Genomic DNA, 15,214 nt, shown 5'->3' on the forward strand with positions numbered 1-15,214 from the left:
ATGGCCCAGCTAGTGAAGCTGCAAGATTATGTATCGCGCTATGAAAAAGATTTGAAAAGATACCCAACTCAATTTGTTCGTTTGAAAAAACAACAATGGGAACGGACAAAAGAGGAATTCGAAAAAGGGGCTTTTAACGCCACTTGGAGTGAAACAGAAGAAGAAATAGAGGAGCCTGAAAAAAAGTCTCTTTTTTCCAAGCTGTTTAATCGCAACAAAGAAGAGGATACAGACGAAGAAATATGGGGAAACAGTGAAATGGACGAAATGGATAGCATTCCAGAAGAACCAACCACGTTTTTCTTTGAGCCTAAAATTGTCTATCAACCAAAAACAATGGAAGATTTAAAACGGATGTATTTGGATCAGCTTTTTCATTTTCAGTTAAAATGGGCAAGCTCCACTTTGCGGGAAAAGTCGTATGTTGATCCAAAATTTATGCGTGATACATTGTTAAGAACTTTTACGCAAAGTCTTCCGGATAATTATTTTTTACTGTATTATCCTATCTTAAAGTTAAAAAAAGCACCGATCGAGTTAGATATTATACTTATCTTGCCTACGGAAATTGTTTGTATTGTAATATTGGAAGAACAAAATTTTGACGCGTTCATTGGCAGCAGTGACCGTTTTTGGCTTCGAAAAAGTGGTAAACAAGAGAAAAAGGTATTGAGCCCCATGATTAATGTAAATCGAATGGAATCCATTCTATTGCAATTATTCCAAAAAGAAGACATTGAATTGCCAATCAGAAAAGTAATTCTTTCAAGAAATGGCTATATTGACTACCCAGGTTCCTCTTTTAACGTGCAGTTTGTTGATAGTAGAAATTATGCTGAATGGTTTTTAGCATTAAAATCGTCCCTATCTCCTATGAAGCATATGCAATTCAAAGCTGCCCAAGCGATTTTGAATTTAGTACAAACGACTTCTTATTCAAGATCGTCATGGGACTTAGAAGCTGAGGAAAAGGATGAGTAAAGTAGTTTTTATTGTAAATGAGCATGCGGGAAATGGAAGAGGAAAAAAGATTTGGATGAAATGGAAAGAGGCTATTACATTTCCATATATGTATTTTAGGACGGAAAGAAATGGGCATGCGACAGAAATTGCGAGAAACTGTGCATCTTTAAGTGAAGAAGATTTGTTAATCGTAGCTGTTGGGGGCGATGGCACGATTCATGAAGTAATCGTTGGAATTACAGGATATACTCATGTTCGGGTTGGAGTTATTTCCGCAGGCAGTGGAAATGATTTCGGCCGAGCATTTTCTGTTTTTCAAACGATCGAGCAACTGGACCAATATGTACAGGATACGTACCGTTTTGACACTATAGATATAGGATTATTAACTACTGAGGAAACGGTCTATCCAATTGTGAATAATGCAGGGTTTGGTTTTGATGCAAAAGTAGCCTATTCTGTTAATCGCTCCAAATGGAAAAAAAGATTAAATACTTTCGGTTTAGGGAAACTTACTTATCTTCTTTTTGTAATAAAAGAGTTATTTACGTTTTCTCGATTTTCTTTTTCCTTACATAGTGCAGAAAAAAAAGTGATGTATAAGGATGTTTGGTTTCTCGTTGTATGCAATCAGCCTTATTTTGGTGGGGGGATGAAAATTTCACCTGACTCCAATCCAAAAGATAATTTAATTGAGTTGACAATAGTATATAAATTGCCAAGATGGAAATTATTATTTATATTTGGTACGGTGTTCTTTGGAAAGCATACAAAATATAAAGAAGTAATACAGTTTCAAGCAAACGATTATACCCTCACCATGCATGATGAAGTATTTGGACATGTAGATGGAGAATTTTCTTGTATAACAGAAAAGAATCAGTTATACACGTTTACTGTTCAATCGAATGCTTGGAATTTAGCAGAACAAACAGGAAAAAGGAGACAAAGCAATGAGGTTAAGACATAAGCCGTGGGCAGAGGAATTTATTAATGCTCACCCTGAAATAGTAATACCAAATCCAGAAGCGTTAAAAGGAAATTGGAAGGCAGAGTTTAAAAACGAACAGCCTCTTCATATTGAAGTGGGAACAGGGAAAGGACAATTTATTACTGGTATGGCAAAACAAAATCCTCATATCAATTATATCGGGATTGAGCTTTATGATAGTGTGATTGTTTCTGCGCTTGAAAATGCAATTGCTGCACAGCCTTTACCTAATTTACGATTATTAAAAGTAAATGGAGCAGACTTGGAAAAGTATTTTGAGAAAAATGATGTCGACCGAGTGTATTTGAATTTTTCGGATCCATGGCCGAAAATCCGACACGCTAAAAGAAGATTAACGCATGAAGGATTTTTAAAACTGTATGAATCGATTTTAGTAGATAATGCGGAAATACATTTTAAAACAGACAATCGGGGATTGTTTGAATATTCTTTAACTAGTATGTCGGCTTATGGTATGTTAATAAAAGATGTTTCACTAGATTTACACGTAAATATGCCTGAAGATAATATTATGACAGAATATGAAGAAAAGTTTTCTGCAAAGGGCCAACCTATTTATCGAGTAGAAGCTAAATACCACATCTGTTGATTATCCATACTATTCCTCTTACAAAAAAGAAGAGTGCCTATTACATTATGTTTCGGTTCATTTATTAGGGAGAGTGCGTCTTAAGGAAGTGTCCGCTTGGATTTCCGCTGCAGGACGGACGCTTTTTAGTGGGGTGAGTGATGAGCCTTCACCGCCCGCTTTGGCGTTCGATGTGAAGTCTCATCTTACTCACTTGATCCCACTGGAGTCGCCGTCTGCAGCTCCAATCCATCCAAATAGACGCTTTTATCTGTATTTATTAGCCAATAAAAGTTAGGAAATGGCTTAGCGAGACCAATTAGCTCGTGAAAGCAACCAATTCAATTGGCAACGCAACCAGTTAGAGCTTGAAAGCAATCAAATAGGCAACGAGCGCAACCAATTCTCCACGAAAATGCTAAAGGGCACTAATTATTATGCACTTTCCATGAAGAATCCGCTTAATTTAAATGGATGAGATCGTCCATTTAAATGTACGTAACATTTCAGTCGTTACTCGCAACATTTAGGACGGTTTGAACTTTTATGCTCGCATAGCAACATTCTTTGCTCGGAGCAGAAGCAATTTTCTTTGATTTTCTCAGCTGGCGGCGACTCCTGCCGGATGAGTGGGCAAATGAGACAGCCCAACGACGCCTAAGCGGCGGGGCTGGCTCATCGCTCACTCGGCGGAAAGCGTCCGTAAGCGGAGAAAATCATGGTGGTTACCTGTTAAGACACATTATCCCTATAGTAAGACATCGCGCATTTATCTAAGTACATTGTCGAATTTGGGGAATTTATGATAATCAACAGCCATGGCAAAAAATATCTAGGAAAATTTGATAAGGGAGTGGGAAAATGGATACGTTTCAATTTCACGATATGTCAATAACTTGGCTAAAGGGTGGAACAACGCATATGGACGGGGGTGCCATGTTTGGTGTTGTACCTAAACCGTTATGGGAAAAGAAATATCCGGTTAACGAAAAAAACCAAATCGAATTACCATCTGATCCTTTATTCATTCAGTATAAAGGACATCATATTTTACTAGAATCGGGACTTGGATTTGGAAAGTTTACGGACAAGCAGCTAAGAAACTATGGTATTTCCGACCAATCTGAAGTTGAGGACAATTTAGTACAAGTCGGTGTGCTACCTGAGGAAATAGATATTATTATCATGACACACTTACATTTCGACCATGCTTGTGGATTAACAAAATGGAAAGGCGACAAGCTAGTTTCAAGTTTTCCAAACGCTAAAATCTATGTATCTGAAGTGGAATGGAATGAAATGAAAGACCCAAATATTCGTTCCAAAAATACATACTGGAAAGAAAATTGGGAACCAATTGAGAGCCAAGTAGTTACTTTTACAAATTCCATAGAAGTAGTAGATGGCATTGAAATGGTACACACAGGTGGTCACAGTGATGGGCATAGTATTGTGTTACTAAGACAAAGTGGAGAAACCATTATTCATATGGCGGATCTAATGCCAACGCATGCACACCAAAATCCATTATGGGTATTAGCTTATGACGATTATCCGATGACTTCTGTTTTTGCAAAAGAGAAATGGGTAAACGAAGCGTTGAAAAACAATTATTGGTTTAGTTTTTACCACGATGCTTTTTATCGATTGGTGAAATGGTCAGAAGATGGAAAAGAGATGCTACAAAAAGTGGAACGAACAAGATAGTAGTAAATAACACCACATTGTGAGAAGAGTAAAACTATCAATTAAGAAGCGAATGGCACCCGAAATAAAATTTTCGGGTGCTTTTTTTTATATTTTTACTAAGTCAACAACAGTACCGTTTTTAGCATCTGCTGCAAATTCATACTGTTCGAATTCTCCATTCCGCATGCGGGAAATACCACCTTTATATACCTTCAGGTGAATTGCTCCCTTTTGAAATGGCTCTGGGTTCATAAATATCCATGATCCGTCAATTGGACCCTCTTCTTTAAAAGAATTTTTTATATCTTTTAAAACAAGCTCAGCAGAACGATTTAATTCCAATTTATTTGCGGCTTGGCTTGCAATTACCCCAATAGCAATTCCTGTACCAAGGCCCATCATATAATCTTTTAATTTCATCTTCATCCTCCTCAGGTCATTTTTTTTAGTGTAACACACATTCTAATTCTGATTAAATTTTTCGATACACGAAGTTTTATTGTAGTAAATTTCTACATCTTTTATTACAATAGAGATGGAATCTTTTTTGAAAATATAGTTTTTACATTGCTTTAGGAGGCTTTTTTATATGAATGAAGAAACGCGCTCGCTATTTAAAACATTAACAGAACTACCAGGTGCACCAGGTAATGAACATGCAGTACGTGCATTTATGCGTACGGAATTGTCCAAATACTCCGATGAAATGGTACAAGATAATTTAGGCGGTATTTTCGGCTTGAAAAAAGGCGATGAAAACGGGCCGAAAATATTAGTTGCAGGTCATATGGACGAAGTTGGTTTCATGGTTTCGGGCATCACAGATAATGGAATGATTCGTTTTCAACCACTAGGTGGATGGTGGAACCAAGTATTACTTGCTCAACGAGTTGAAATCGTGACAAAGGAAAAAACAATTCCTGGTGTGATCGGATCTATTCCACCGCATTTATTGAGTGATGAAATGCGAAGCAAGCCGATGGATATTAAAAATATGCTAATTGATGTTGGAGCTGACGACAAAGAAGATGTAGCGCGCATGGGTGTTAAGCCGGGAGATCAAATTGTTCCAGTTTGTCCATTTACACCGATGGCCAATGATAAAAAAATTATGGCTAAGGCTTGGGATAACCGCTATGGATGTGGACTTGCGATTGAACTATTAAAAGAAGTACAAAATGAAAAATTACCAAATATGCTATACTCCGGTGCAAATGTAATGGAAGAAGTTGGTTTGCGAGGAGCACAGGCATCAGCCAATATGATTAAACCAGACTTATTCTTCGCTTTGGATGCTAGCCCTGCAAATGATGCATCAGGCAATAAAAATGAATTCGGTCAACTTGGTAAAGGAACACTTCTACGTATTTTTGACCGAACAATGGTTACACATCGTGGAATGCGAGAATTTGTTTTAGATACTGCTGAAACAAATAATATACCATATCAATATTTCATCTCCCAAGGAGGAACAGACGCTGGTCGAGTACATACGTCCAACGAGGGAATTCCAAGTGCTGTGATTGGTATATGCTCCCGTTATATTCATACTTCCTCATCGATTATTCATACAGATGATTATGCAGCGGCAAAAGAATTGCTTGTTAAGTTAGTAAAAGCGTGTGACCGTACTACTTTAGAAACGATTAAAGCAAACGTCTAAAAAGATGCCCTTGTGGCATCTTTTTTTCGGAGGAAAGGAAATAACTGTATGAAAATATTAATAGGAACTAATAATAGAGCTAAAACAAAGGCGATTAAAGCAATTGCAAGTATATATTATCCAGAAGCGAGTTTTATAAACAAAGAAGTACCCTCCCTTGTTTCCGATCAACCAATGAGTAATGAAGAAACAAGACAAGGTGCGATTAATCGTGCTAAACAACTGATGGAGCAGTCCGATGGTTTATTCGGTATTGGATTGGAAGGAGGAGTACAGGAAATAGGGGGAACGATGTACATCTGTAATTGGGGGGCACTTGCTACGAGTAATGGGGTTGTTTTTACGGCTACGGGAGCAGGTATACCCTTACCTGAAGAAATCGCTGTACAATTACGAGAAGGTGCGGAACTTGGTCCTGTTATGGACGTCTATACTAGTAAGAATGATATCCGTCAAGAAGAGGGGGCGATCGGTGTTTTTACAAATGGGCTAATAACAAGAAGCACGATGTTTGAACATATTATGTATCTTTTGATTGGACAATATGAACTTTCAAAGAAGCTGTTGTAGTTGCATGGAGTGAAAATCATCGTTAAAATATATAGAGTTATATGCTTGAATGGGGGAAAGTAAATGGCTCGAAATTGGATGCGAATATTTTTCGCGTCACTAGCCATCATTATGTTAGCTGGATGTTCATCAGCAGAGGAACAAGTAGACGATGGCATAGAAAATGCGAAAGTAGCTTTTCAGGGAGACGCTGAAAAGCCAAATGAAAAAATAAATAATTTAAAGCTATTTTTACCGAGCGGTTTTTCCATAGAGGAAAAGTCGGATGAATCGAATATTATTCTATCAAAAGGCAAAGAATCTTTTATTTTATTTATTAATCCAAATGAATTACCAGGAAGTCGATTATATTACGATTTAATGATGGCAGATACAAATTTAAAAATTATAGAAGAAAATACATTTGAACAAAATGGGCGTTTTGGTTTTGCAGCAGTTATTGAAAATAGTGGGGATCAATATGAACTGATTACAAGTATCGGTGGTATCAAGCTTACAACAATCTCCAAGGAACACAATGTAGCGGAAAATTTAGAAAAAATGATGATGATTGTTAGATCGATTACAACGAACTAATGGAGGAAATGTGAATGGAACAATTAACTTCTATGGAGCAATTTGAGCTATTAAAGCAAGAAAAAGTCGTTTTTAAATTTACTGCGGATTGGTGTCCGGATTGTCATTTTATCGACCCTTTCATGGGAGAAATTGAAGACAAATTTTCAAGTTTTAAATTTGTTTCGGTTGACCGAGACCAATTTATTGATCTATGTAGTCAATTAGATATATTTGGTATTCCGAGTTTTATTGTTTTTGAAAATGGCGTGGAAAAAGGTCGTTTTGTTAGCAAAGACCGTAAAACAAAAGAAGAAATTGAATCATTTCTTCAACAGATTTAATGTTAATCCATCAAAGCGGTTCACTACTCGTGGACCGTTTTGTTTATGAAAGGAAGATTTATATGAAAGCACTAGAACTAATAAGACTCTTAAAAACAAAGCTCTCAGAAGAAGTATACACATACGATTACAACCGAGAAACAAATAAACTGCGATTAACACATAAAGAAATTGGCAAAGGAATTGATATTTCCATCCCTCCTATCCTTGCAAAATACGAAACGAAAAGAGAAAAAGCAATAGAAGAAGTGGTTTATACGATTCATCAAACTTTTCAAGCAATGGAAAAAGAGATGGCAGGTGAAATCGATCCAGCGTCTTCTATTTATCCCGTTATTCGCTCCACTTCTTTTCCACTAAAATCTAATGAGGGAAATAAATTTGTAACAAAGGACCACACAGCAGAAACACGTATTTATTATGCGTTAGACTTAGGAAATACCTACCGTTTACTCGATGAAAAAATGTTAGCAGAGTGGAATATTCGAGAAACCGAAATCCGGGAAAGAGCGTTATTCCAAGTACGAAATTTAGAAACAAAATATAAGGAAGATACAGTTGCAGGAAATACTTTTTATTTCTTTAATAATAATGATGGTTACGATGCTAGTCGTATGCTCAATGAATCGCTCCTCCGGGACATGAAAAAATTAATTGTTGGAGATATGACTGTTTCTGTACCCCATCAAGATGTTATGATAATTGGTGATATAAGAAATGAAACAGGGTACGATGTTCTAGCTCAAATGACAATGCATTTCTTTACAGTTGGAACTGTACCCATTACTTCATTATCTTTTATATATGAAAATGGAGATTTAGAGCCTATTTTTATTATGGCGAAAAATCGAGTAACAAAGGAGAAAGAAGACAAATGAATATTTTTTACAATGAAGTTGGCATAGGGGATGTACTATTAGTACAACTAACACCTGAGAAAATTGAAAAAGTAGTAACAGATACAAAAGGGGAAGTAACCTTTGTAAAAGATGCACAATCAAACGATGTATTAGCGATTAATATTTTTGGATTTAGCAAATATGAAAAAATTGAAACTAAAGGGCAAGTAATGCTAACGGAAGATTTCATAGCTAAAGTTCAGCAAGCTTTAGATACAAACGGGGCTGACTTTCAATTAGAAGTGGACTTGTCACCAAAGTTTGTCGTTGGTTATGTAGAGTCATTAGAGCAACATCCTAATGCAGACAAATTAAAAGTTTGTCAAGTAAACGTCGGAGAACAGACATTACAAATTGTATGTGGTGCACCGAATGTGGAAGCAGGTCAAAAAGTAGTAGTTGCCAAAGTAGGAGCAGTAATGCCTTCTGGAATGGTTATAAAAGATGCGGAGCTAAGAGGAATCGCTTCAAGTGGAATGCTATGTTCTGCAAAAGAATTAGCATTACCTGATGCTCCAGAAGTAAAAGGTATTTTAATATTAGATGAGCAACAAGAAATAGGCAGCTCTTTTGTAAAATAAACGCATGTCCTATAGGGATCGTGTGTCTTAGAGTGACCGCTATGATTTTCGCAGCAGTCGGACGCTTTCCGCCGGGTGAGCGATGAGCCATTCCCGTCCGCTTGCGCGTTCGTTGGAATGGCTCATTTGCCCACAGCGGAACAAAGGCTAAGAGCGCCACCTCGTGTGGCAACGCCTTTGTGACCATCATCTTGTTGGCCTCGGCGGGAGTCGCCGCCTACTACGAAAATCAATGGGAAACGGCTTTCTTTCTCAACACTGATTATCAAAAAAATGCAGTTAAGTAATGTCTGTTATCAGAAAATCGCTAATGGTTGCTATCCAAGCATAAAAATTTCATCCCATCAAAATGTGGCGAATCTGGTCTAGAAAGTTGCGAGTAACGTCTGATATGTTGCGTAATATTGAAAGGACCATCTTATTCATGTTGATTAGCGGATACTATAGGGGAAGTTCATGGTTATCAATGTCCGCAAGCTTTTACTTGGAGAATTGGTTGCGCTCGTTGCCAATTTGGTTGCTTTCAAGCTCAAACTGGTTGCGTTGCCAATTGAATTGGTTGCTTTCACGAGCTAATTGGTCTCGCTAAGCCATTTCCTAACTTTTAATGGCTAATAAATACAGATAAAAGCGTCTATTTGGTGGATTGGAGCGAAAAGGGCGGCGACTCCGGTGGGATCAAGTGAGTAAGATGAGACTTCACATCGAACGCCAAAGCGGTCGGTGAAGGCTTATCACTCACCCCACTAAAAAGCGTCCGTCCTGCAGTGGAAATCCAAGCGGACACTTCCTTAAGACACATAATTCCTAATAAATGAACCAAAATGTAAGAAAACATTTTCTTATTCAGTGGTATAAGATGGATAATCGTATAAGTGTAATAAAAGAAAAAAGCATGCCAATATGGTGTGCTTTTTTTTTTCATATTATTAGTCTATTTTTTCAATGAAACTGTAACTTTATTGTAATAAGGTTTTAATACTTTTCTTTATTATTAATAAGGACTTCTCTCGGTTTTATTGGTAAAATAGAAGGTATCTACAAGAAAGAGTGATGAAATTTGAATTGGTTTAAAAAATTATTTGCATCTAACGAAGAAGAGTATAGAGAAGAAATCGAAGTAGAAGAGAAAAGTGTTTCGACTACACGATCCAAAACACCATTCCGCTTTCCATTAATTTCGGATTTAGAAAAAAATGAAACATTCTATGAACAGCCAAATGACGAAAAAACAATAAATGAATCTTTTATAGAAAAACCAGCTAGAATGGAAGAAACATATAAACCATTACATACTCAAGAGATTTGGCAGCAACGGAAACAACAGACAGTCGTTCATCGGTTAGATAAGAGAGAAGTGGATGATACGCCTGCAATTATAAGAAAAAAAAGAGGATTTACACCTACAGAAGTACCATCGCCTGTATTTGGTTTTGCGAAGAGCAAAGAAACGTCGATTAAAGCAGAAACCTCAAACGTAGGAGAAGCTCCGATTAGAAATATACAAGAAACATGGCAACAACGGAAAAGACAGTCAGTAAAGAATATTACTTCCACGGATATAGTGGATCCTATTCCTACTACTGGAAGAAAAAAGGGACCTTTCGTACCTACAGAAGTACCGTCTCCTATTTATGGTTTATCGAAAGAAAGAGAGTACCAAAAAAACAAAGAAAATATAGAAAAAGAGAAGAAGAAAGAACAGGCAATAATAGATGAAACACCAATTGCTCCAATTGAAGAGCAGATTATTATAAAAGAGGCAGCAGTCACACTTTTAGAGGTAGAAAAGCCAACTGAAGCAGTAGAAAAACCAGTGATAGTAGAAGAGGCGGCTGTCCTATTAGAAGAACCGGCAATGATAGTAGAAGATGTAGCTGTTCTATTAGAAGAATCAGCAGTGACTTCAGAAGAAGTAACAGTAGAACAAACGACAGAACAAAAAACGGTTGAACCAAAAGAAAATATTCGTCCTTTTAATGTATTAATGTTGAAATCGGATAAAGAAAAAAGAATGGAAAAAGAACCGATAGTAGAAGAACCAATTGTCAAAGAAGCCCTACCTATTAGCGTTTTAGAAGAAACTGTAACAAAAGATGATATAGAAATAGATGGGGCGACTGTTCTGGAACAAGCTTCTGAGGAAAAACTAGAAGAGCGAAAAGAAAATATACGACCATTTAATGTATTGATGTTGAAATCAGATAAAGATAAATTGAATAAACTAAGCATAAATAATATAAAACAACCGATTATCCCAAATTCTGTAGAACCGGTACTTATACCAACAAAGTCACCTGAGCCAGAAGTGGAACAGGAATATGTGCCGTCTAATTATACGAAGCCATCATTTGACTATTTGCTTCCTCCAGAAATGAAGGATGAGGACAAAGAATGGATGGAAGAACAGGCATATACGTTAGTCGAGGCTTTGTCCCATTTCCAAGTAGCAGGTGAAATTGTTCAAATGGTTCAAGGTCCAGCTGTGACACAATTTGAACTTACTGTTGGCCATGGAACAAAGGTAAGTAAAATTCGTAATTTAGCGGATGATTTAAAATTAGCTCTAGCAGCAAAAGATATTCGTATTCAAGCACCAATTCCTGGTAAAAGGTCAATTGGGATTGAAATTCCTAATCGATCATCACGTGCGGTTCGTCTATCGGAAGTAATAAATACAGAAGTCTTCACGAATTCCGATTCACCTCTTGAAGCTGCTCTAGGATTAGATCTTACTGGGAAACCTGTGACGCTTGACTTATGTAAAATGCCACATGGCTTGATTGCTGGTGCAACAGGATCAGGAAAATCAGTATTTATTAACTCATTACTTGTGAGTTTATTGTATAAAGCTACGCCTGAAGAAGTAAAATTACTATTAATCGATCCTAAAATGGTAGAGCTTGCACCATTTAATCATGTGCCTCATTTAATAAGCCCTGTTATTACAGATGTCAAAGCGGCAACCGCAGCTTTGAAATGGGCAGTGGAGGAAATGGAACGTCGTTATCAACTTTTTGCTCATATTGGAGTGCGCGATATTAGCAGATATAATACACTAGCTACTTCCAAGCGACAATTTGCACAAAAGCTACCATATATCGTCATAGTAATTGATGAGCTTGCGGATTTGATGATGATGGCTCCAACCGAGGTAGAGGATGCTATTTGCCGTATTGCCCAAAAAGCAAGAGCTTGCGGCATTCATTTAGTTTTAGCAACTCAACGTCCATCTGTAGACGTTATTACAGGATTGATTAAGGCAAATATTCCTACACGTATTGCATTTTCCGTATCGTCTCAAATCGACTCTCGAACGATTTTAGACCAACAAGGTGCTGAACGTTTACTGGGAAGAGGCGATATGCTTTATCAAGGAAATGGCATGTCTAGCCCCGTTCGTATTCAAGGAACTTATGTGTCGGATGATGAGATTGAAGCTGTTATCGAGTATGCAAGAAGCCAAGGGACGCCAGAGTATATATTTGAACAAGAGGAACTGCTGCAAAAAGCAGAAACTTCGGAACAAGATGAGCTATTTGAAGAAGCTTGTCGCTTTATTGTAGAGCAAGGTTCTGCTTCTACATCTTTACTACAGCGCAAATTTCATCTAGGCTATAATCGAGCAGCTAGACTGATTGATGCAATGTATGAAAGTGGCTATATTACAGAGCAAAAAGGCAGTAAAGCAAGAGATGTATTACTAACTAACGAGAGTTTAGATCAAATTTTTAGTTAATTTTATTTATTAAATGTATAAAAGAAAAAATGATATAATGGGGAGTACGTCTAATAAGATAGTAGCTCGCTTGAAGTTAAGGCGAATTTGGTAATGTATATAAGCGGGGATAACCCCAGGAGGTTTACAACGTATGACAAAGTATCATTTTACAGGTATTAAAGGGTCAGGAATGAGCCCTTTAGCGCAAATATTACATGACGTAGGAAACGAAGTGCAAGGCTCTGATATTGATAAATATTTCTTCACAGAAAAGCCATTACATGAAAGAAATATAAATGTTTTATTATTTGACGAAACAAATATCGAAGAAGGTATGACCATTATCGCGGGAAATGCATTCCCAGATCATCATCCAGAATTGGTAAGAGCTAAAGAATTAGGTTTACCGGTCATTCGCTACCATAATTTCTTAGGTGATTATATGAGCCAGTTTACTTCTATCGCAGTAACGGGAGCCCATGGAAAAACGTCCACTACTGGTTTGCTTTCCCATGTATTAAGTGGTTACGAGCCTACTTCTTTCCTTATTGGTGATGGTACTGGTAAAGGAGAGGCGGATGCTGCCAATTTTGTATTTGAAGCATGTGAATATCGTAGACATTTTCTTGCTTACAGCCCTGACTATGCAATCATGACGAATATTGATTTTGATCATCCCGATTATTTCCAAGATATTGAAGATGTATTTAATGCATTTCAATCCATGGCTATGCAAGTGAAAAAAGGAATTATTGCATGTGGGGATGATTTATATTTACAAAAGATAAAAGCGCCTGTTCCAGTCCTATATTATGGGTTTGGGGAACATAACGATTTTGCGGCTCGGAATATAGAAAAAACAACGGTAGGTACTTCTTTTGATGTGTATGTACGCAATGAGTTTTATGAGCGTTTTGCAATTCCAATGTTCGGGGATCATGCGGTCTTAAATTCGCTTTCTGTTATCTCTCTTTGCCATTACGAAGGGGTTCCAGCAGATATTATCCAAAAAGGTTTAGAGACGTTTGAGGGCGTAAAAAGACGCTTTACAGAGACCGTTATTGGAAATCGGATCATTATAGATGACTATGCACATCATCCAACAGAAATTAAAGCGACGATTCAGTCTGCCGGGCAAAAATATCCGGATCGAAAAATTGTAGCTATATTCCAACCTCATACTTTTACAAGGACGAAAAAGTTTTTACATGAATTTGGTGAGAGTTTAAGTTTGGCAGATCAGGTTTATTTATGTGATATATTTGGATCAGCAAGAGAAAACGACGGGGATTTATCGGTGCAGACACTCGCTGATTTAATCGATAATAGCCATATTTTATATGAAGAGACGGTAGATCAATTGCTAGCCCAAGAAAATGCAGTTTATTTGTTTATGGGGGCTGGAGATGTACAAAAATATCAACAAGCTTTTGAAGAAAAATTAAATAACTAAAAAAAATGCTTAATCCTTCTGTGATTAAGCATTTTTTAAAGGATATTTGACAGAAACGTAGTATAGTAATAGAGAGGGAAGTTTAATTTCATTTTTTTAGGGTAAAAATGTTATAAGACAACAAAAAAGGAGGACATACAAATGGAAAATCTATTATACATAGCTGCTATTATAGCTGCAGTCGCATTTTTAGTGCTTTGTATAGGTCTTACAGTTACATTGATTTCCGTCAAAAAGACGTTAAACAATGTAGCCGATACGTTAGAAGGGCTTGATACAAATCTACAAAATGTAACAAAAGAGACGGCAGAACTTCTTCATAAAACAAATGCTTTAGCAGAAGATATACAAGAGAAGACGGAAAAACTAAATACGGTGGTGGATGCAGTCAAAAATGTAGGCACATCCGTCAATGGTTTCAATCATTCCATCCAACGTCTTACTACTTCGGTTACTTCAGAAGTGGAAAAAAATGAAGAAAAAATTGCACAAGTTGTACAGTGGAGTAATGTTTTCTTCGGTATTAGAGATAAATGGAAAGAACGTAAAGCATTGGAACAAGCCGGCTATTATGAGTATGAACATAACCAAAATATAAACCAATAACGGGAGGAATTTAAATGAGCAATTATGAATCGAAAAAGCCAAACTATAACGAAGCAACATATAATCATGAATATTATGCAAATCAACCATCGTATGATAGACAAGCTGCTGCAAATTATCCTCCGGTTCCTTATTATAACGAAACAAGAGACAGTATTTACCGTGAAGAAGAAGTAAACGGGAAGGACTTTATCATGGGGGTATTCATCGGTGGTATTATCGGTGCTGCTACTGCATTATTATTAGCCCCGAAAACAGGTTCAGAACTTCGTGGAAATCTTTCTACGCAAGCTGGGCAAATTAAAGAAAAAACAATGGATCTCTCTTCTACAGCAAAAGAAAAAACGACACAAATTTCTAAGCAATTACAAGAGCAATCTGGACAATTAGTAGAAAAAGTGAAATCGATTAAAGGGAAACCATCTTCTCCATTAGATGACGGTACTGCTTCTTCTGAAGGTGAAGAACCGATGGATTTCATGGAAACGATTTCTCATACTACGGAAGAGTTGAGTAAACAAGCCGAAGAAAATTCAACAGCAGTCGCAGAAGCAATAAAAGAGGCTGTAGTGGATTCTAAAAATTAAAGC

At 37.0% G+C, this 15,214-nt stretch carries 15 protein-coding genes; 14 read left to right on the plus strand and 1 reads right to left on the minus strand.

Annotated features, from left to right (window positions below):
* From FS486_RS08385 to FS486_RS08400, 4 genes are all read left to right on the plus strand, one after another.
* Positions 1-981 (plus strand): nuclease-related domain-containing protein, encoded by a 981-nt coding sequence (locus FS486_RS08385; protein WP_144510889.1) that lies wholly within the window; start codon positions 1-3, stop codon positions 979-981.
* Positions 974-1,933, plus strand: a complete 960-nt coding sequence (locus FS486_RS08390; protein ID WP_144510890.1) for a diacylglycerol/lipid kinase family protein — start codon at positions 974-976, stop codon at positions 1,931-1,933. Before FS486_RS08385 ends, FS486_RS08390 begins: the two co-directional genes overlap by 8 nt.
* Positions 1,917-2,564 carry a tRNA (guanosine(46)-N7)-methyltransferase TrmB gene (gene trmB / locus FS486_RS08395; RefSeq protein WP_144510891.1) on the plus strand — a complete coding sequence of 216 codons (648 nt, stop codon included), beginning with the start codon at positions 1,917-1,919 and terminating at the stop codon, positions 2,562-2,564. Before FS486_RS08390 ends, trmB begins: the two co-directional genes overlap by 17 nt.
* 840 nt (positions 2,565-3,404) lie before the next feature.
* Positions 3,405-4,250 carry a YtnP family quorum-quenching lactonase gene (locus FS486_RS08400; protein ID WP_144510892.1) on the plus strand — a complete coding sequence of 282 codons (846 nt, stop codon included), beginning with the start codon at positions 3,405-3,407 and terminating at the stop codon, positions 4,248-4,250.
* Positions 4,251-4,337: 87 nt separating this feature from the next.
* Here the strand turns inward: FS486_RS08400 and FS486_RS08405 are convergent, their stop codons facing one another.
* On the minus strand, positions 4,338-4,652 hold the full coding sequence (locus FS486_RS08405) for a hypothetical protein (protein WP_144510893.1): 315 nt from the start codon (positions 4,650-4,652) through the stop codon (positions 4,338-4,340).
* A gap of 169 nt (positions 4,653-4,821) precedes the next feature.
* Between FS486_RS08405 and FS486_RS08410 the strand changes: the two genes are divergently transcribed.
* The 10 genes from FS486_RS08410 (at position 4,822) to FS486_RS08455 (ending at position 15,211) form a co-directional block, all read left to right on the plus strand.
* On the plus strand, positions 4,822-5,895 hold the full coding sequence (locus FS486_RS08410) for a M42 family metallopeptidase (RefSeq protein ID WP_144510894.1): 1,074 nt from the start codon (positions 4,822-4,824) through the stop codon (positions 5,893-5,895).
* Between the two features lie 48 nt (positions 5,896-5,943).
* Positions 5,944-6,465, plus strand: coding sequence for a DUF84 family protein (locus FS486_RS08415; RefSeq protein WP_144510895.1), 522 nt, complete (start codon positions 5,944-5,946; stop codon positions 6,463-6,465).
* A gap of 63 nt (positions 6,466-6,528) precedes the next feature.
* On the plus strand, positions 6,529-7,041 hold the full coding sequence (locus tag FS486_RS08420; protein ID WP_144510896.1) for a hypothetical protein: 513 nt from the start codon (positions 6,529-6,531) through the stop codon (positions 7,039-7,041).
* A gap of 14 nt (positions 7,042-7,055) precedes the next feature.
* Entirely contained in the window at positions 7,056-7,364 is a 309-nt protein-coding gene (locus FS486_RS08425) for a thioredoxin family protein (protein ID WP_144510897.1), read from the plus strand.
* Positions 7,365-7,426: 62 nt separating this feature from the next.
* Entirely contained in the window at positions 7,427-8,242 is an 816-nt protein-coding gene (locus tag FS486_RS08430) for a DUF1444 family protein (protein WP_144510898.1), read from the plus strand.
* Entirely contained in the window at positions 8,239-8,844 is a 606-nt protein-coding gene (gene ytpR, locus FS486_RS08435) for a YtpR family tRNA-binding protein (RefSeq protein WP_144510899.1), read from the plus strand. Before FS486_RS08430 ends, ytpR begins: the two co-directional genes overlap by 4 nt.
* A gap of 1,060 nt (positions 8,845-9,904) precedes the next feature.
* On the plus strand, positions 9,905-12,583 hold the full coding sequence (locus FS486_RS08440; protein WP_313956986.1) for a DNA translocase FtsK: 2,679 nt from the start codon (positions 9,905-9,907) through the stop codon (positions 12,581-12,583).
* 133 nt (positions 12,584-12,716) lie between these two features.
* Complete coding sequence (murC, locus tag FS486_RS08445; RefSeq protein ID WP_144510900.1) at positions 12,717-14,018, plus strand: UDP-N-acetylmuramate--L-alanine ligase; 1,302 nt, start codon at positions 12,717-12,719, stop codon at positions 14,016-14,018.
* 141 nt (positions 14,019-14,159) lie between these two features.
* Positions 14,160-14,624 carry a DUF948 domain-containing protein gene (locus FS486_RS08450; RefSeq protein WP_144510901.1) on the plus strand — a complete coding sequence of 155 codons (465 nt, stop codon included), beginning with the start codon at positions 14,160-14,162 and terminating at the stop codon, positions 14,622-14,624.
* A gap of 14 nt (positions 14,625-14,638) precedes the next feature.
* Positions 14,639-15,211: a YtxH domain-containing protein gene (locus FS486_RS08455; protein ID WP_144510902.1), complete on the plus strand. Its 573-nt coding sequence runs from the start codon at positions 14,639-14,641 to the stop codon at positions 15,209-15,211.
* Positions 15,212-15,214 lie beyond the last annotated feature (3 nt).

Source organism: Bacillus sp. FJAT-22090, assembly GCF_007676755.1.
In the GTDB taxonomy this organism is placed as follows: domain Bacteria; phylum Bacillota; class Bacilli; order Bacillales_A; family Planococcaceae; genus Psychrobacillus.